Consider the following 17,274-nt stretch of genomic DNA (forward strand, 5'->3'; position numbering starts at 1 on the left):
AGACTTAGCGCAAGTTTGTGCCCGGTTGAAAGCCTTCAGTCGCAGCAGTTCGGCTTTGCCGCCCATCCTTCCTGATATTCGTCGTGCAGCCGCACCCAGTCCATCAAACTGTGATACGGGCCGTTTTCGTTGCGGCCCTTCGGCGTCATATCGAGATAGTCATACGTGCCGATCAGTGACTCGCCGCCACGGGCGCGCGACATGAAGGTGAGGAAGATGTCGCCGGTCTCGTCCCTGTAGAAAACACTGGTGCCGGGAAGCTCCTTCGATGTCCTGGGACGGGTCTCGAAATTGTAGGTGGTATCGCCGGCGGCGATCTGCTTGTCGGTGAAAGAGACCTGCATGTCGAAATTGAAATCCGAGGCATAGGACGACACCCAGTCGAATTTCCAGCCCATGCGCTGCTTGTAGGGCAGAAGTTCCGCTAGCGGCGCGCGGGAGATCACGACCAGAGACACGTCGTGATGTCTCAGATGCTGATTGGCGCCGTCGATATGGTCGGCAAGGAACGAGCAGCCCAGGCAATGATGGCCGCAACCCGGCCCGAACATGAAGTGGTAGACGATCAGCTGGCTGTCGCCGGCAAACAGGTCGGTCAGTTTCTTCGGCCCTTGCTCGGTCTCGAAGACATAGTCCTTCCTGATCTTCAGCCAGGGCAGTTCACGCCGCTCAGCCGCGATCCGCTCGCGAAGCCGCGTCAGTTCCTTCTCGCGCGCCAGATGCGCCTTGTGCGCTTGAAACCAGTCTTCGCGCGAAACAACCTTGCTGCGATGCATGAATCTCTCCCTGTCTGTCATCCCAAGGACGTTCGGGATGGGCGAAAGCCGACATGTCGACTGTTTGGTTGCGCCTTTTTCCGAAACCGGATTCCACTTTTCGGGATCATGCTCCAGCGCCAAAGGGAAATAAGGACGCAGACACTCCACCCCAAGTCGGCACGTCACAAACAAAAACCCGGGCGCATGGCCCGGGCTCGACGGAAGACAGAAGGACTGCAATCAGGCGGCTTGTTCCAGGCTCGCCTTCCATTTTCCAAGCGCCGCCAGATGGTTCATATGGGCACGATGGGTGAAGGCGGCCTGGCCGGCGGCTACGTTCGACGCCTTGCCGCTCCAGGCTTTCTGCGGCGCGGCCTGTAGCGCGCGGCCGTAGGAGAAGGTCAGCTTCCATGGGTGCGGGCCGATGGCATTGATGGCGTTGAGGTTGGCGGTCGCTTCCTCGTCCGCCTGGCCGCCGGAGAGGAAGGCGATGCCCGGCACGGCTGCCGGCACGGTCTCGCGAAACAGTTTTATGGTTTTTTCCGCGACTTGTTCCGGGCTGCTCACCTTGCCCGATTTCTTGCCGGCCAGCACCATGTTGGGCTTCAGGATGGTGCCTTCGAGGACGACTCGCGCCGCATGGAGCTCGTCATAGAGCTTGATTAGCGTCGCCTTCGAAATGTCATAGCAGGTGTGGATGTCGTGGGCGCCGTCCATCAGTACTTCCGGTTCGACGATCGGCACGATGCCGGCCTCCTGGCAAAGGGCCGCATAGCGGGCGAGTGCATGGGCGTTCGAGCTGATCGAATTGGCCGAGGGCACGCCCTTGGCCTGGTCGATGTCGATCACCGCGCGCCATTTGGCGAAGCGGGCGCCGAGCTTGTAGTACTCGGCAAGGCGCTCGCGCAGGCCGTCGAGGCCCTCGGTGATGGTGTCGCCGGGAAAGCCGGCCAGAGGCTTGGCGCCGGCGTCGACCTTGATGCCGGGTATGGCACCAGCAGCCTTGATGATGTCGACCAGCGGCGTGCCGTCGGCAGCTTTCTGGCGGATCGTCTCGTCGTAGAGGATGACGCCGGAAATGTAGCGGGTCATCGCATCTCGGGCGCGAAACATCATCTCGCGATAGTCGCGGCGGCTATCGGCGGTCGATTCGACGCCGATGACGTCGAAGCGCTTCTTGATGGTGCCGGAACTTTCATCGGCTGCCAGCAGGCCCTTGCCATCGGCGACGATCGCGGCGGCAATGTCTTCGAGACGTTCGCTCATTTTGCTTCTCCTGAAGGGTTTCGTTCCGCGCTTAAGGGAAGTCTACCGCCAAAGGAAGAGCCTCGGAAAGCTCGAATCGATTGAAAGTCTCGGGCGACCTTGCCCGTTCTCTCCATGTGTTGATCGGCTTATCCGTTTCCCGCGTTCCGCGACGCCAAGCGCGTCTAGCGTTTCAGCACATCGACGCCGGGCAGCGGCTTGCCTTCCATCCATTCCAGGAAGGCGCCGCCGGCGGTCGAGACATAGGTGAAGTCGTCGGCGACACCGGCATGGTTGAGGGCCGCCACCGTATCGCCGCCGCCGGCAACGGAGACCAGCTTGCCGGCCGCGGTGCGCTGAGCCGCGTGCTTGGCCGCCGCCACCGTCGCATGGTCGAAGGGTGCGATCTCGAAGGCGCCGAGCGGGCCGTTCCACACCAGTGTCGCGGCGCGGTTGATCCATTCGCCGATGGTCGTCACGGTTTTGGCGCCGACATCGAGGATCATGCCGTCGGCCGGCACGTCCGAAATGGCGACGGTCTCGCAGGCCGCGCCTGCCTTGAATTCCTTGGCCACGACGCCGTCGACCGGCAGGATGATGGCGCAGCCGGCCTCGGCCGCTTCGATCATGATCTGCTTGGCGGTCGTGGCGAGATCATGCTCGCACAGTGATTTGCCGATATCGGTGCCGCGCGCGGCCAGGAAGGTGTTGGCCATGCCGCCACCGATGACCAATGCGTCGACCTTCTTCACCAGGTTCATCAGCAGGTCGATCTTGGTCGAGACCTTGGCGCCGCCGACGATGGCAACGACGGGACGGACCGGATTGCCCAGGCCCTTCTCCAGCGCTTCGAGCTCGGCCTGCATGGTGCGGCCGGCAAAGGCCGGCAGTAGATGTGCCAGCCCCTCGGTCGACGAATGGGCGCGGTGCGCGGCGGAAAAGGCGTCGTTGACGAAGATGTCGCCATTGGCGGCAAGCTTTTCGGTGAAAGCCGGATCGTTCTTTTCCTCGGCCTTGTAGAAGCGGGTGTTTTCAAGCAGCAGCACATCGCCCTCGCTCATGGCGGCGACGGCGCTTGCCGCGGTACCGCCAACGCAGTCGCTGGCGAAGCCTACGGGGCGGCCGAGCACGTCGGCCGTCGCCTTGGCGATCGGCTCCAGCGAAAATTCAGGCGAAGGACCATCCTTGGGCCGGCCGAAATGGGCAAGCAGGATGACCTTGGCGCCCTTGCCGGACAGTTCGGCGATGGTCGGTGCAATGCGTTCGATGCGGGTAGCGTCGGTGACCTTGCCTTCGGCGACAGGCACGTTGAGGTCGACGCGCACCAGCACGCGCTTGCCGCTGATGTTGCCGATATCGTCGAGTGTCTTGAAGGCGGCCATGCGGGTTCCTTTCGCGAAAAATCGGGCGACCATACCCCGCGCCAACGATGATGCAAGGCTTAGCCCGGGTTCGAAACGAATTTTTGAAGCCGGCACGATTTCGTGCCGCGGGCGGATGAAGGGCAGCGTCGGCAACCGAAGCTGTCAGTTTCCGGGCGCCGCCTTTTCGGGCGCGGGTTCCGGGGTAGGCATCTCGTCCGCGCGCGCCTCGTCCGCTCGCGTCTCGGTAGGCTTGCGCCAGTTGCGGATGAAGGTGGAGAGACGGTCGGCGATTTCGCCAGCGCTGAGGAAAACCGGCACCCGGGCAACCGGCGCGGTCGGTTCAAAGGAAAGGCCGAGGCCCGTGATCTTGCCCTTGTCGTCGACGTCGCGAACGATCAGTTCGATCGGGCCGATCAGCACCCGGTCGGCATATTCGGCATGGCCGCCGAGCCGCGCCGTGACCAGCGCGCCAACGGTCATTTGCTGCTCCACGTCGGTGAGCCCGGGCGCATAGGCTATTTCCAGTTCGGCGGCAGAGCGTGCAGGATCGACGGCGAAAGCGCCGAAGAAATCGGCGTCCTCGGGATCGACCACGGCGCGGCTGGCGAACAGCTTGTCCAGCAGGCGCGGATAACGGTCCGGCACGAAGATGTAGACCTGGTCGCCGGCGGCGAGCCGGCCCATGTCCTGGAAGCGCATCGAGCGACCGTCGCGCAGCACTAGCGAGGGCCGGGCCCAGCGCGGGATTCGCTCGCCGCGCGCTACCGGGCTGCCGGGTGCGACGCGATAGGCAAGAAGTTCGTGATGGGCCGAGCCCGGCAGTTCCAGCTCGACCTTGTCCAGCGGTCCAAGGCGGGCCGGCACGATCAAACCGAGGCGGCGGGCCAGCGGCCCGACCGTCCAGCCCTGGATGACCAGCGACACCAGCACGATGATGAAGGCGGTATTGAAGATGACGCGGCCGTTTTCCAGGCCGCCGAGCAGCGGGGTGATGGCGAGCAGGATCGACACCGCGCCGCGCAGGCCAACCCAGGAAACGAAGGCGACCTCGGGACGCGGCAGACGGAACGGGACCAGGCAAAGCCAGACCGCGATCGGCCGCGCCACGAACATCAGGAAGAGGCCGAGCAGCACTGCCGGCACCATGATGGCCGGGAACTGCGACGGCGTCGCGAACAAACCAAGGATCAGGAACATGATGATCTGCGCCAGCCAGGACATGCCGTCCTGGAAACGCTTGAGGATGGTGACGGCGCGGATGTCGGAATTGCCGGCGATGAGGCCGGCGAGATAGACCGCCAGGAAGCCGGAGCCGCCAATGGCGCCGGCCGCGGCAAAGACCATCAGGGACAAGGTCAGCACGAAGATCGGCAGCAGGCCGTGGTCGAGATTGAGCCGGTCGACGAGGCGCACGATCGCGAGGCCGCCGAGCACGCCGACGACGGCGCCGAGGCCCATGTTGAGAAGGAAGCCGAGGAACAGGCTGGTGACCAGGACATTGGTCTCGGGGTTGGCGTTAGCGGCGATGACCTCGACCAGAGTGATGGTCAGGAAGATGGCAATCGGGTCGTTGGTGCCGGATTCCACCTCGAGCGTCGAACGCACGCGTTCGCGCAGATTGATCTCGCCGGCGCGCAACAGGAAGAACACGGCCGCGGCATCGGTGGAGGCGACGGCGGCGCCGAGCAGGAAGGATTCCAGCCAGGTGAGGTGGAGCAGATAGTGGGCGGCGGCGCCGAACAGGCCGGTGGTGACAAGCACGCCGAAGGTTGCCAGCGACAGCGCTGGACCGGCGGCCTGCCGCAAGGCGTTGAGTGGAGTGCCGAAGCCGGAATCGAACAGAATGACGGCCAGCGCCAGTGAGCCGGCAAAATAGGCGATGCGGGCATTGTCGAACTGGATGCCGAGACCGTCGGTGCCAGTGGCCAGGCCAATGCAGAGAAACAGGAGCAGAAGCGGGGCGCCGAAGCGGAAGGCGATCAGGCTCGAAAAGGCGGCGGCGACGACAAGCGCTGTACCGACCAGCGTGACGAGATAGATCGCGTGCTCCATCCGTGATTTGGCCCTCGAATTCCTCTTTCTCTCGCTTCACGGCAGAGTGGGGCGAAGACATGACCAGTGCAAGGCAGCGGGGTGGTTTTTTGCCTATGCCGCTGATTTTCGGATGTTTTGGCGCTCAGGACCCCAATTGTGAAGGCGCAAGGCGCACTCATGAAAAACGCCCGGACGAAGCCGGGCGTCTCACGTCTCGAGAAGATGGGTCCGCGATCAGGCGATGGTCTTGCCGAAGGCGACTGCTGTATCGCCCATGCGGTTGGAAAAACCCCATTCGTTGTCGTACCAGGACAGCACCGAAACGAAGTTGCCGTCCATCACCTTGGTCTGGTCGAGCGCCACGATCGAGGAGCGCGGATCGTGATTGAAGTCGATCGAGACGTTCGGGTGATGGGTGACGCCGAGGATACCCTTCAGCTTGCCGTTGGAAGCGGCGATCACTGCGTCGTTGATCTCCTGGACGGTGGTCGCACGCTTGGCGATGAACTTGAAGTCGACGACAGAGACGTTCGGGGTCGGCACGCGGATCGAGATGCCGTCAAGCTTGCCCTTGAGGTCGGGCAGCACGAGGCCGATCGCCTTGGCGGCACCGGTCGAGGTCGGTATCTGCGACAGGGCGGCGGCGCGGGCGCGGTAGAGATCCTTGTGCATGGTGTCCAGCGTCGGCTGGTCGCCTGTATAGGAATGGATGGTCGTCATCATGCCCTTTTCGATGCCGACCGTCTCGTGCAGCACGGCTGCCAGCGGCGCCAGGCAGTTGGTGGTGCAGGACGCATTCGAGATGATGATGTGGTCCTTGGTCAGCTGGTCGTGGTTGATGCCGTAGACCACGGTGAGGTCGGCGCCTTCGGCCGGGGCCGAAACGATGACGCGCTTGGCGCCGGCGGTCAGATGCGCGGCTGCCTTGTCGCGGGCGGTGAAGATGCCGGTGCATTCGAGTGCGATGTCGATGCCAAGTTCCTTCCACGGCAGCTGCGTCGGATCCTTGATTGCGGTGACCTTGAACGTCTCCTTGCCGACGGTGATCTGGTCGCCGGACACCGAGACTTCATGCGGGAAGCGGCCGTGCACGCTGTCGTAGCGCAAGAGGTGCGCGTTGGTCTCGACCGGGCCGAGGTCGTTGACTGCGACGACGTCTATGTCCCTGCGGCCGGATTCATGGATGGCGCGCAGGATGTTGCGGCCGATGCGGCCGAATCCGTTGATGGCAACTCTGACGGTCATTATTCTCTCCCTGGGAGCTGGACGGCAGACGATGGGTCCGCAGTTTCATAGCGGCGGAAGCGGAAAGAATCCAGCCGCAGCGATGTGGATTTAAATCGATTAGGTTGGGCCAGCCCGGCGAAACCGCCTTGCGCGATTTCGCCGGCTTTGAACCAACCTACTTGGCATGCAGGCGGGCTTCCGCCGCGTTGGCCGCAGCTTCGGCGGTGATGCCGAAATGCGGATAAAGCTGTTCGATGCTGCCCGAAGCCCCGAAACCGGTCATGCCGATGAAGATGCCGTCGGAGCCGATCAGATGATCCCAGCCCTGGCGGATGCTGGCTTCAATCGCCATCTTGACCGGCGCGTCGCCGATCGTCGCCTTTCGATAGTCGGCGCTCTGCTGGTCAAACAGCTCGAAGCAAGGCACCGAGACGACGCGTGTGGGATGACCATGCTTTTCAAGCAGGTCGCGGGCACCGAGCGCGATCTCGACCTCGGAGCCGGTGGCGAAGATCGTCACCGCCGCCTCGCCGCTGGCTGCGGCCAGTTCATAGGCGCCCTGGCTGCTCAGGTTCCTGGCAACGAATTCGTTGCGCACCGTCGGCAGGTTCTGGCGGGTCAGCGCCAGCGTCGACGGCGTCTTTTCCGATGCGAGGGCGATCTGCCAGCACTCGGCGGTTTCCACCGCGTCGGCCGGGCGGAAGACATTGTGGTTGGGGATGGCGCGCAATGCGGCCAGATGCTCGACCGGCTGGTGGGTCGGGCCGTCCTCGCCCAGACCGATGGAGTCATGGGTCATGACGAAGATCGAGCGGATGCCCATCAGCGACGCCAGCCGCATCGACGGACGGGCATAGTCGGAGAAGCACAGGAAAGTGCCGCCATAGGCGATGAGGCCGCCATGCAGCGTCAGGCCGTTGATCGCGGCCGCCATGCCGTGCTCACGGATGCCGAAGTGGACATAGCGCTGGCCATAATCGTCTGATGTGATGTTCTTGGTCTGGCTGGTTTTGGTGTTGTTGGAGCCGGTCAGGTCGGCGGAACCGCCGATGGTCTCGGGCACGGCGCCGTTGATAATTTCCAGTGCCATCTCGGACGACTTGCGGGTGGCGACCTTCGGCTTGTCGGCCGAGAGCTTCTTCTTGTAATCGGCAATGACGGCGTCGAAATCAGACGGCAGCTTGCCGCTGATGCGGCGCTCGAACTCGGCCTGCAGCTTCGCGTCGGCCTTGGCGAGGCGGCCTTCCCAGTCGGTGCGCGCCTTGACGCCGGCCTTGCCGGCGGTGCGCCAGGCGTCGAGGATGTCGGCCGGGATCTCGAAGGGCGGCGAATCCCAGTTGAAGAACTTGCGCGCGCCGGCGATCTCGTCGGCGCCGAGCGGTGAGCCGTGCGCCTTGTTGGTGCCGGCCTTGGTCGGTGCGCCGAAGCCGATGGTCGTCTTGCAGGCGATCATCGTCGGCTTGTCGGAATGACGGGCGGCTTCGATCGCATAGGCGATGGCTTCCGGGTCGGTGCCGTCGATGTGGCTGGCATTCCAGCCGGAGGCCTGGAAGCGGGCGACCTGATCGGTGTTGTCGGACAGCGATACCGGACCGTCGATCGAGATGTTGTTGTTGTCCCAGAAGACGATCAGCTTGTTGAGCTTGAGGTGCCCGGCAAGCGCGATGGCTTCCTGGGAGACGCCTTCCATCAGGCAGCCGTCGCCAGCAAGCACGTAGGTGTAGTGATCGACGAGATCGTTGCCGAAGGCGGCGTTCATGATGCGCTCGCCGAGAGCGAAGCCGACCGAATTGGCGAGGCCCTGGCCAAGCGGGCCGGTCGTCGTCTCGATGCCGGTGGCATGGCCGTATTCGGGGTGGCCAGCAGTCTTCGAGCCCAACTGGCGGAAGTGCTTTATCTGGTCGATGGTCATGTCTTCGTAGCCAGTCAGATGCAGCAGCGAATAGAGCAGCATCGAGCCATGGCCGGCCGACAAGATGAAACGATCGCGGTCGGCCCAGTGCGGGGCCTTGGGATCATATTTCAGGAAGCGCGTGAACAGCACCGTGGCGATGTCGGCGCAACCCATCGGCAGGCCGGGATGGCCGGAATTTGCCTTCTCGACTGCATCCATGGAGAGAAAGCGGATCGCATTGGCCATCCGGTCATGTTGTTCACGCGACGTCATGATTCCTCCAGAAGTGGGGGTTTGGGGGCTTGGGAGAGCCCTTGAAAAGGGTGCGCGACACATAGCAGGCGCGCGCTTTTAGTCAACAAATCGGTGCACATTTGCCGGCCTTGTGATGCCGGCGGCGGGTCTACATTAGCGTTAGCAGGGGACAGTCGCGAGAGCTTTGTTGACGTTGCCTTCACCCGGTGCCTAATGTTTCCTGAATAACGCGTTCTGAACGCGAACGATTCGGTGATGGGCAGGGCACAGGAAGAAGGCCATGACCGGGGAAGCCACACTCAAGGAAGTTATCGCCAGGCTGGGAAAGGCCATCGAGGGGCTGGAAAACGCTGTCGCGGCCAAGCTCGAGCATGAGCGCGATTACTCGGAAGCCGAGGCCGAGGTGCAGCGGATGAATGCCGACCGCTCCCGGCTGGCACAGGAACTCGACAATTCCGAAGCGCGTGCCGAACGGCTGGAAGACGCCAACAAGGAAGTCTCGCGACGGCTGGTGACCGCCATGGAAACCATCCGCGCTGTGTTGGACAGGTAGGGGGCTGGACAGGTAGGCTCATGGCTCAAGTCACGGTTTCCATCGACGGCAAACAGTATCGGATGGCCTGCGACGAAGGCCAGGAAGATCATCTGATCGACCTTGCCGAACGTTTCGACCGCTATGTCTCGCATCTGAAGGACTCCTTTGGCGAGATCGGCGACCAGCGGCTGACGGTGATGGCCGGCATCATGGTGATGGACGAACTCTCGGAGCTGCAGAAGCGCGTCAAGGGCATGGAAAGCGAAGTGCTGACCTTGCGCAAGACCCGCGACGACGCCCTGACCAAGGCCGACAAGAACGACAGCGTGCTGACCAATGCGCTTGGCGCGCTGGCGCAGCGGATGGAAGACCTGACGGCGACCTTGGCGGTCAACAAGACCTGAGGCAGCGCGCACTTCGAGTTCAAACCAAAGCTCTCATCCGCTGGCGGTGCCCCCGGCAGCATGAAAATTCTCGCACTTCCGCCGACAAGAGTTTGATATTATCTCGCGGCCGCAATTTTTGCGCTAAGATGGCGATTGCCGGAGCGTGGACATGTGATGGCGGCCATGGTTTGCCGCCTCTTGCTTCTGGCGGAATCTGTTTACAGGGGAGATGTTCCATGAGCCTTCGTATCAACGATATCGCGCCGGATTTCACCGCCGAGACCACGCAAGGGACGATCAAATTCCATGAATGGATCGGTGACGGCTGGGCGATCCTGTTCAGCCACCCGAAGAATTTCACGCCGGTCTGCACGACCGAGCTTGGCACGATGGCCGGGCTTGAGGGTGAGTTCAAGAAGCGCAACGTCAAGATCATCGGCATTTCGGTCGATCCGGTTGCGAGCCACGACAAGTGGCAGGCCGACATCAAGACGGCGACCGGCCAAACGGTGCACTATCCGCTGATCGGCGACAAGGATCTCAAGGTCGCCAAGCTCTATGACATGCTGCCCGCCGGTGCCGGCGAAACGTCGGAGGGCCGCACGCCCGCCGACAACGCCACGGTGCGCTCGGTCTACGTCATCGGACCGGACAAGAAGATCAAGCTGGTGCTGACCTACCCGATGACCACGGGCCGCAACTTCGACGAGATTCTGCGCGCGGTCGATTCCATGCAGCTGACCGCCAAGCATCAGGTGGCGACGCCGGCGAACTGGAAGCAGGGCGAGGACGTCATCATCACCGCCGCCGTTTCCAACGAGGATGCGATCAAGCGTTTCGGCGCTTACGAGACCATCCTGCCCTATCTGAGGAAGACCAAGCAGCCATCCGCCTGATTGCTTCGGAACAGTTTTTGGCGTTCTCGTCGCTGCGAGCGAAATGATACTTGACTGGGTCACCCGAGCGGACGACCATGCTCCTTTCGGGTGCCGTCAGAGAAAATAGTTCCTGCTGGCCAAGCGTGGGGAAGCCGAAATTGGACGTAGCTTTGGCCAGGCCGCAGGTCAGCGGCTTCTACGACAAGCCGACTGGGGCCATTCAGTATGTCGTCGCCGACCAGGCGACGAAGCGATGCGCCATCATCGATCCGATCCTCGATTTCGACGAAAGATCCGGCGCCACGGCAACGAAGAATGCCGATGTCCTGCTCGATTTCATCAGCGAGCAGGGGCTGAGCGTCGAATGGATCCTCGACACCCATCCGCATGCCGACCATTTCTCGGCGGCGCACTATCTGAGAGAGAGGACCGGCGCACCGACGGCGATCGGCGACAGGGTCGTCGGCGTCCAGAAACTGTGGAAGGCGATCTACAACTGGCCGGATTTTCCCGCCGACGGTTCACAGTGGGACAGGCTTTTTGCCGAAGGCGAAACCTTTCAGGTCGGCACGCTTCCGGTCAAGGTGCTGTTCTCGCCCGGGCACACGTTGGCCTCGATCACCTACGTGGTCGGCGATGCCGCCTTTGTCCACGATACACTGTTCATGCCCGACAGCGGTACGGCGAGGACGGATTTTCCCGGCGGCAGTGCCGGGCGGCTCTGGCGATCGATCCAGGACATTCTGGCGCTGCCGGACGAGACGCGCGTCTTCGTCGGCCATGACTATCAGCCCGGCGGCCGCGAGCCCTTGTGGGAAAGCACGGTGGCGGCGCAGAAGGCGACCAACACCCATCTCGTCGCCGCCCGCAGCGAGGCCGAGTTCGTCGCCCTGCGCGAGGCTCGGGACAGGACGCTGCCGATGCCGAGGCTGATCCTGCATGCGCTGCAGGTCAACATGAATGGCGGACGGCTGCCGGAGCCCGAGGCGAATGGCCGGCGGTACCTGAAGTTTCCGCTGGATGGGCTGTGAGAAGTATTTTGTGCCGGGCGCGGCCGGTGAAATTGCCGATCTCCCCCGCAAGGGGGATCGGATGTCGCCCTGGCTTTCGCCAATCGCCGGCGCAAAGGTTAGACACAAAAAAGGCGGCACCAGTTTCCTGACGCCGCCGTTGTTTCATTGCCGATACTGGCTTTACGCCGCCGGTTGGGCTTCGATGGTGCGCAGCGCCTGGGTCTGACGCTTGGCGGCGGCCTTGACCGCATCCTGCACCTTCTCAAAGGCACGCACCTCGATCTGGCGCACGCGCTCGCGGCTGATGTCGAACTCGGACGACAGCTCTTCCAGCGTCAGCGGCTCCTCGGCGAGGCGACGGGCCTCGAAGATGCGCCGCTCGCGCTCGTTGAGCACGGCAAGGGCGCCCGACAGCATGCCGCGCCGGTTCTCCAACTCGTCCTGCTCGATCAGCATCTCTTCCTGGCTTTCGTGGTCGTCGACCAGCCAGTCCTGCCATTCGCCGGACTCACCTTCGCTCGCCCGGATCGGGGCATTGAGCGAGGCGTCGCCCGACAGGCGGCGGTTCATCGACACCACTTCGGCTTCGGAAACGTTCAGCCTGGTGGCGATCTCGGCGATCTGGTCGGGCTTCAAGTCGCCGTCATCGAGCGCCTGGATCTTGCCCTTCACCTTGCGCAGGTTGAAGAACAGGCGCTTCTGGTTGGCGGTCGTGCCCATCTTGACCAGGCTCCACGAGCGCAGGATGTACTCCTGGATCGAGGCCTTGATCCACCACATGGCATAGGTCGCGAGGCGGAAGCCACGCTCCGGTTCGAATTTCTTGACGGCCTGCATCAGGCCGACATTGCCTTCCGAAATCACTTCGCCGATCGGCAAACCGTAGCCGCGATAGCCCATGGCGATCTTGGCGACGAGCCTGAGGTGGCTGGTGACGAGCTTGTGCGCAGCCGTGGTGTCTTCATGCTCGGCATAACGCTTGGCGAGCATGTACTCTTCCTGCGGCTGCAGCATGGGAAAGCGACGGATTTCTTCCAGGTAGCGGCTGAGGCCGCCTTCGCCGGAAACGATACTGGGTAATGACTGGGCCATGATAGCGCCCCCTCTCTATTGGAGTGATGCCCCCGAAACGCGGCGGGCATATGACGCGAGCACCAAACGGCTCGCTCGCGACGTCAGTGGTTATACAGGAACAAAACCAGAAAAGACAGGCATTTGTTCAACACGAAACAGTGTGTCACGCTGAAGTGAACAACGCCGCTCAAGTTTTCTGGAGCAGGTTCAGAGCTTGCGAAAGCCGCATACGAGTTCCTCCATATCCCTCGGTATAGGCGCTTCGAACCTCATCGCTAGATGGGTACTCGGGTGGCGAAATGCAAGGAGCCAGGCGTGCAAAGCTTGCCGGGGAAAGGTCTTGACCTGACTTTTCAGCGGTTCGGGCAGCCGGTTGGCCTTGGTGCGGAAGGCCTGACCATAGTCTGGATCGCCGATCACGGGATGGCCGATATGCGCCATGTGGACGCGGATCTGGTGGGTGCGGCCGGTTTCGAGCCGGCACTCGACCAGACTTGCCGTGGCGAATTCCTGCTGTGTCTCGCCGAAGCGCTCCTGGACGGCAAAGTGGGTAACCGCATGGCGGGCATCGTCGCGTCCTTCCGGCACCACGGCACGGCGCACGCGATCGGCGGCGCGGCCGAGCGGCGCATCGACCTTTCCGGTCGGCCTCTGCGGTATGCCCCAAACCAGTGCCAGATAGGCACGTTCGAGATCGCCGGTCAGGCCGTGATCGGCGAAGGCTTCGGACAGCGACTTGTGGGCGCGGTCGGTCTTGGCGATCACCATGACGCCGCTGGTCTCCTTGTCGAGGCGGTGCACGATGCCGGGCCGGCGCACGCCGCCGATGCCGGAAAGACTGTCGCCACAGTGATGGATCAGCGCATTGACCAGCGTGCCGGTCCAGTTGCCGGCGCCGGGATGCACGACAAGCCCCGCCGGCTTGTTGATGACGATCAGTTCGTCGTCCTCATAGAGCACATCGAGCGCGATGTTTTCGCCTTGCGGCTCCGCCGGTTCCGGCTCCGGCATGACGACCGAGACGCTTTCACCCGGCGTCATCTTGCGCTTGGTCTCGTCGACCGGTTTGCCGTCGACGCTGACCGCGCCCTGCCTGATCAGCATCTGCACGCGGCTGCGCGACATATCCCGGCCGAGGCTTGCCGCCAGCCACTGGTCGAGGCGTTGACCGGCCGCATCCGCGCCCGCCACCAGCACGGTGGGCGCCGCCTCTATCAATTCAGGGGCCTCTTCGCTATGAGCGCTCATCGAAAACCGTTCCGGAATGTTCTGCTATGGCCATCGCCGAGGAAGACCAGGAAAAGCCGCTCGACCCCGAGGTCGAAAAGGTGCGCAGCAAACTCGTCCGCTTCGTCGGGATCAATCTCGGCCTGCTGTTCCTCGCCCTTATGGTGGTGATCGGCGCCCTTGTCTACAAAGCGCGCAACGCACCGCCGGCGAACCCGCCGCTGGCTGGCGATATCCAGACCCCCGCCGGCGAACCGATCAACGGCGATATCGTGCTGCCGGTTGGTGCCAAGGTGATCAGCCAGTCGCTGTCCGGCAATCGAGTCTCCGTCGATGCCGAGCTAGCCGACGGCAGCCGCACGATCTTCGTCTACGACATCACCGAGCGCCGCCTGATCGGGCGCTTTGCGATCCGAAACAAATGAGCGGCAGTAACGATCAGCAAGCCTCAGGCATAACCGGGTTCGCTGAACACCGCCGCGTCGCGACCGTTGCCCTGGTCGTCGCCGATTATGAGGCGGCGATCGACTGGTATGTCGAGCGGCTGGGCTTTCTGCTCATCGAGGACATCGATCTCGGCGGCGGCAAGCGCTGGGTCACGGTGGCGCCGGCCGACGGACAAGGTGCCAAGCTGCTGCTGGCCGAGGCTTCCGACGAGGCACAGAGCAGAAGCATCGGCAACCAGACCGGCGGGCGGGTCTTCCTGTTCCTCGAAACCGACGATTTTGCCCGCGACCATGCAGCGATGCTGGAGAAGGGCGTCGAATTCCGCGAAGCGCCGCGCTTTGAGGCCTACGGCACGGTGGCCGTTTTCGCCGATCCCACGGCAATCTCTGGGACCTGATCGAGCCGAAACGATAGCGCTGGGACCGGTTTTTCTGCAATGCGCTAAAGCGGCCGAACCCCAGTTGCTTTTTCCAAGCCGTCAGCCTATATCGCCGGTTCTTGAACGCGCCCATCGTCTAGCGGTCAGGACACCGCCCTCTCACGGCGGGAACAGGGGTTCGATTCCCCTTGGGCGTACCAAGGATTTCAATAAATTTTGCAGCATGCCGTCGCTCCATCCCGAGCGCCCCACCATGTGGCCGCAACCTTGAAGAGCTCGATGGCACCCGCGGCTCCAGTCTTCATTTCATTTCTCTGGCAAATATTAACGGACTCGCAACCGAGAACCTTAACTGCCCCGCAACTCGCAGGGGGTATATTAGTGCTGCCTTTAGTAGCGCAGGAGATTGAAATGCGGAAAATAATCTACCGTTTCGCCGGGGACGAGTCTGGCGCGACCGCGATCGAGTATGGCCTAATCGCGGCTCTTATCGCGCTGGCGATCATCACCGGCGCCGGCGCGCTGGGCAATTCGCTCAACGGCATGTTCACGAATATCGGCACGACGGTTAACAGCAGCGGTTCGTAAGTCGGGTACACCTTTCCGTTCGACCGCACCGGCTGGATATCCCGATTTCGACCTCCAAATGCGTAGCGTGTAGCGCCAATATCCGGTCGCAGCACGCTACTTTCTGTGCTGGCGACGCCGGGCAAGTCCCGCAGCGGGGCCCGCAAATCTTCCTCACCGCGCAAGTGCTGACGGCTAGCCGGCCCGCATTACCCTTTGCGTCGCCACTTTCGTCGCTTCTGGCGCAGCAGGGCCGATTGCTTTAGCATCGCATCATGGATCCTGGGGCACGGCTCCGCCGACGCCGAGAACGCCGGGTGCCGGGCAGATCCGGACGGGCGGTCGATGCCACGGGGAGAAGGCCAATGCAGAAACTGCAATCGCAGGGCGTTCATCACATCACGCTGGTCGGCGCAGGGCGCCAGACCTCGATTGATTTCTGGGAAGGCGTGCTCGGCATGCCGTTCATCTTCGAGCAGCCCAACCTCGACAAGGCGAGCGAAAGCCATCTCTATTTCGATCCGGGCGACGGCCGGCTGATCACTATCTTCACCGATGAGAGCCGCGTGCCGGAGAAACGGCGCACGCCGACCGATCCGGGTTGCGTCCACCACATCGCCTTTTCGGTGTCGCGCGTCACTTTCCTGCAGGCGGTCGCCCGGCTCGACGCGCGCGCCATCAAGCACAGCGGCGTCAAGGACCGCGGCTTCATGGATTCGATCTATTTCGAGGATCCGCTCGGCCTGCTGATCGAACTGGCCTCCTACCGCTTTGAGCCGCCGGCGGGCTTCACCCATGCCGACGTGCTGATGGAGGCGCACAGGCTGCGTGTCGCGCGCGGCGACTACAACATCGCGGAAGTGCACCTCGCCGATGCGATCCAGTCGCTCGTCGAGCGTTCCCGCGCAACCTTGTCGGAAGACCGGGCACCGAAGAACCCATACTGAACAGACCAGAGGGAGGAACATATGGCCAAGACAGCGACGAACAATGCCGGAAAACCCGCGGCCAAAGCAGCCGCCAAGCCGACTGCAAAAGCTGCGGCGAAGCCGGCGGCCAAGACAACTGCCAAGCCCGCCGTCAAGGCGACGGCAAAAGCCGCCCCTAGAGCCAAAGCGAAGCTGGCGAAGAGGCCTGGCGTGAAGCTCAGCATGCTGAAGCCCAGCGTCAACAACATGACGGTTCGGGTATTTGCGCGCGCGGCCGGGCTGGATGCCGCCGAGACCGATGCCTGGGGTCAGACCCGCTCACCGGAATTCATGGCACGAAACCCCGCCCATTTAACGCCGATGATCGAGGACAAGGGCCTCCCCAGGGGCGTGTTGTGGGAAAGCTGCGCGATCATGCAATATCTCTCCAACAAGCACGGGCTGGAGAAATTCTATCCGAAGGCGCCGGCCAAGCGGGCGATGATCGATAGCGCCATGTTCTACCTGGTTGGTACGCTCTACCCCTATGTGGCGCGCGCCACCTATCCGTTACTCGGTTTTCCGCAATATGCCGGCGAGGTCGGTCACAGCGATGCCCACCCGGACAAGAAGTCCGAAGCCCAGAAGGCCGCGATGGCCGCGATCGCCGAGCCGCTGGAAGTCTTTCACAGCTTCTTCAGGGACGGCAAGCCGTTCATCGGCGGCAAGAATCCATCCATCGCCGACATCCGCCTGGCGGCGACACTCGAATTCCTGGCCGTCATCGACTACGTCCTGCCCAAATGGGCGAAGGACTACGTGGCGGCGATCGAGAAGAAGCTCGGCAATGCCTATAGCGAGCCGGCCGGCGACGTGCGCGGTTACATCGCCTATGTGAAGTCGCAGGCCAAGGTCCAAGGTTAGGGATTCGTTAACCAAAGCCCTGTCTACTGCCAGCAATTCACCCCGCGACCACGGATGTACTGGCGCCGAGTGGAAGGAAAGGTCGGCGCAACGCCGGCCTTTTTGCTTTCGTGCGCCATCGCCGCGCGATCTAGCCGCGATCAGGCCACACGAGCCTCG

Annotated in this window: 16 protein-coding genes, 1 tRNA gene and 1 pseudogene; 10 read left to right on the forward strand and 8 right to left on the reverse strand. The window is 62.8% G+C overall.

Features of this window, described 5'->3' with window-relative positions; all coding sequences use genetic code 11:
- Positions 1-35: 35 nt before the first annotated feature.
- The 6 genes from NKJ90_RS18580 to tkt form a co-directional block, all read right to left on the reverse strand.
- Positions 36-776 carry a DUF899 domain-containing protein gene (locus NKJ90_RS18580; RefSeq protein ID WP_023757421.1) on the reverse strand — a complete coding sequence of 247 codons (741 nt, stop codon included), beginning with the start codon at positions 774-776 and terminating at the stop codon, positions 36-38.
- Positions 777-998: 222 nt separating this feature from the next.
- Positions 999-2,024 carry a class I fructose-bisphosphate aldolase gene (locus tag NKJ90_RS18585; protein ID WP_023757420.1) on the reverse strand — a complete coding sequence of 342 codons (1,026 nt, stop codon included), beginning with the start codon at positions 2,022-2,024 and terminating at the stop codon, positions 999-1,001.
- Positions 2,025-2,188: 164 nt separating this feature from the next.
- Positions 2,189-3,385, reverse strand: coding sequence for a phosphoglycerate kinase (locus tag NKJ90_RS18590; protein ID WP_352486456.1), 1,197 nt, complete (start codon positions 3,383-3,385; stop codon positions 2,189-2,191).
- A gap of 144 nt (positions 3,386-3,529) precedes the next feature.
- Positions 3,530-5,419, reverse strand: a complete 1,890-nt coding sequence (locus tag NKJ90_RS18595) for a potassium/proton antiporter (RefSeq protein WP_023757418.1) — start codon at positions 5,417-5,419, stop codon at positions 3,530-3,532.
- A 216-nt stretch (positions 5,420-5,635) separates the two neighbouring features.
- Positions 5,636-6,646 (reverse strand): type I glyceraldehyde-3-phosphate dehydrogenase, encoded by a 1,011-nt coding sequence (gene gap, locus NKJ90_RS18600; protein ID WP_023757417.1) that lies wholly within the window; start codon positions 6,644-6,646, stop codon positions 5,636-5,638.
- 157 nt (positions 6,647-6,803) lie between these two features.
- Positions 6,804-8,795, reverse strand: coding sequence for a transketolase (gene tkt, locus NKJ90_RS18605; RefSeq protein WP_023757416.1), 1,992 nt, complete (start codon positions 8,793-8,795; stop codon positions 6,804-6,806).
- Between the two features lie 262 nt (positions 8,796-9,057).
- Between tkt and NKJ90_RS18610 the strand changes: the two genes are divergently transcribed.
- The 4 genes from NKJ90_RS18610 to NKJ90_RS18625 all read left to right on the forward strand — a co-directional run bounded on the left by NKJ90_RS18610 (position 9,058) and on the right by NKJ90_RS18625 (position 11,607).
- A complete protein-coding gene (locus NKJ90_RS18610; RefSeq protein ID WP_013529251.1) occupies positions 9,058-9,330 on the forward strand; it encodes a DUF4164 domain-containing protein in 273 nt (90 codons plus the stop codon).
- Positions 9,331-9,350: 20 nt separating this feature from the next.
- Entirely contained in the window at positions 9,351-9,716 is a 366-nt protein-coding gene (locus NKJ90_RS18615; RefSeq protein WP_023757415.1) for a cell division protein ZapA, read from the forward strand.
- Positions 9,717-9,934: 218 nt separating this feature from the next.
- A complete protein-coding gene (locus NKJ90_RS18620) occupies positions 9,935-10,594 on the forward strand; it encodes a peroxiredoxin (protein ID WP_023757414.1) in 660 nt (219 codons plus the stop codon).
- A gap of 140 nt (positions 10,595-10,734) precedes the next feature.
- Complete coding sequence (locus NKJ90_RS18625; RefSeq protein WP_023757413.1) at positions 10,735-11,607, forward strand: MBL fold metallo-hydrolase; 873 nt, start codon at positions 10,735-10,737, stop codon at positions 11,605-11,607.
- Positions 11,608-11,769: 162 nt separating this feature from the next.
- On the opposite strand, the gene rpoH is transcribed toward NKJ90_RS18625, so the two are convergent.
- Entirely contained in the window at positions 11,770-12,681 is a 912-nt protein-coding gene (gene rpoH / locus NKJ90_RS18630) for an RNA polymerase sigma factor RpoH (RefSeq protein ID WP_023757412.1), read from the reverse strand.
- Positions 12,682-12,870: 189 nt separating this feature from the next.
- Complete coding sequence (locus NKJ90_RS18635; protein ID WP_023757411.1) at positions 12,871-13,911, reverse strand: RluA family pseudouridine synthase; 1,041 nt, start codon at positions 13,909-13,911, stop codon at positions 12,871-12,873.
- A 26-nt stretch (positions 13,912-13,937) separates the two neighbouring features.
- Between NKJ90_RS18635 and NKJ90_RS18640 the strand changes: the two genes are divergently transcribed.
- The 6 genes and pseudogenes from NKJ90_RS18640 (at position 13,938) to NKJ90_RS18665 (ending at position 17,115) form a co-directional block, all read left to right on the forward strand.
- Positions 13,938-14,315 (forward strand): fimbrial protein, encoded by a 378-nt coding sequence (locus NKJ90_RS18640; protein WP_352486458.1) that lies wholly within the window; start codon positions 13,938-13,940, stop codon positions 14,313-14,315.
- Positions 14,316-14,344: 29 nt separating this feature from the next.
- A pseudogene (locus NKJ90_RS18645) lies at positions 14,345-14,751 on the forward strand (VOC family protein).
- Positions 14,752-14,841: 90 nt separating this feature from the next.
- A tRNA-Glu gene (locus NKJ90_RS18650) sits at positions 14,842-14,916 on the forward strand.
- Between the two features lie 211 nt (positions 14,917-15,127).
- Positions 15,128-15,304 carry a Flp family type IVb pilin gene (locus NKJ90_RS18655; protein WP_023757409.1) on the forward strand — a complete coding sequence of 59 codons (177 nt, stop codon included), beginning with the start codon at positions 15,128-15,130 and terminating at the stop codon, positions 15,302-15,304.
- A gap of 344 nt (positions 15,305-15,648) precedes the next feature.
- The gene (locus NKJ90_RS18660) at positions 15,649-16,230 is read left to right on the forward strand and encodes a VOC family protein (protein WP_023757408.1); all 582 of its coding nucleotides are present in this window, start codon (positions 15,649-15,651) and stop codon (positions 16,228-16,230) included.
- Between the two features lie 21 nt (positions 16,231-16,251).
- Positions 16,252-17,115, forward strand: coding sequence for a glutathione S-transferase family protein (locus tag NKJ90_RS18665; protein ID WP_023757407.1), 864 nt, complete (start codon positions 16,252-16,254; stop codon positions 17,113-17,115).
- The last annotated feature ends 159 nt before the right edge of the window (positions 17,116-17,274 follow it).

Origin of the sequence: Mesorhizobium sp. M0051 (assembly GCF_040323235.1) — a bacterium.
GTDB lineage: Bacteria > Pseudomonadota > Alphaproteobacteria > Rhizobiales > Rhizobiaceae > Mesorhizobium.

Coding starts and splice junctions, on each gene's coding strand:
- NKJ90_RS18640 (WP_352486458.1), top strand. CDS start 13,938: ATGGCCATCGCCGAGGAAGACCAGGAAAAGCCGCTCGACCCCGAGGTC.
- NKJ90_RS18620 (WP_023757414.1), top strand. CDS start 9,935: ATGAGCCTTCGTATCAACGATATCGCGCCGGATTTCACCGCCGAGACC.
- NKJ90_RS18595 (WP_023757418.1), bottom strand. CDS start 5,419: ATGGAGCACGCGATCTATCTCGTCACGCTGGTCGGTACAGCGCTTGTC.
- NKJ90_RS18655 (WP_023757409.1), top strand. CDS start 15,128: ATGCGGAAAATAATCTACCGTTTCGCCGGGGACGAGTCTGGCGCGACC.
- rpoH (WP_023757412.1), bottom strand. CDS start 12,681: ATGGCCCAGTCATTACCCAGTATCGTTTCCGGCGAAGGCGGCCTCAGC.
- NKJ90_RS18585 (WP_023757420.1), bottom strand. CDS start 2,024: ATGAGCGAACGTCTCGAAGACATTGCCGCCGCGATCGTCGCCGATGGC.
- NKJ90_RS18610 (WP_013529251.1), top strand. CDS start 9,058: ATGACCGGGGAAGCCACACTCAAGGAAGTTATCGCCAGGCTGGGAAAG.
- NKJ90_RS18590 (WP_352486456.1), bottom strand. CDS start 3,385: ATGGCCGCCTTCAAGACACTCGACGATATCGGCAACATCAGCGGCAAG.
- NKJ90_RS18615 (WP_023757415.1), top strand. CDS start 9,351: ATGGCTCAAGTCACGGTTTCCATCGACGGCAAACAGTATCGGATGGCC.
- NKJ90_RS18665 (WP_023757407.1), top strand. CDS start 16,252: ATGGCCAAGACAGCGACGAACAATGCCGGAAAACCCGCGGCCAAAGCA.
- NKJ90_RS18580 (WP_023757421.1), bottom strand. CDS start 776: ATGCATCGCAGCAAGGTTGTTTCGCGCGAAGACTGGTTTCAAGCGCAC.
- tkt (WP_023757416.1), bottom strand. CDS start 8,795: ATGACGTCGCGTGAACAACATGACCGGATGGCCAATGCGATCCGCTTT.
- NKJ90_RS18635 (WP_023757411.1), bottom strand. CDS start 13,911: ATGAGCGCTCATAGCGAAGAGGCCCCTGAATTGATAGAGGCGGCGCCC.
- gap (WP_023757417.1), bottom strand. CDS start 6,646: ATGACCGTCAGAGTTGCCATCAACGGATTCGGCCGCATCGGCCGCAAC.
- NKJ90_RS18660 (WP_023757408.1), top strand. CDS start 15,649: ATGCAGAAACTGCAATCGCAGGGCGTTCATCACATCACGCTGGTCGGC.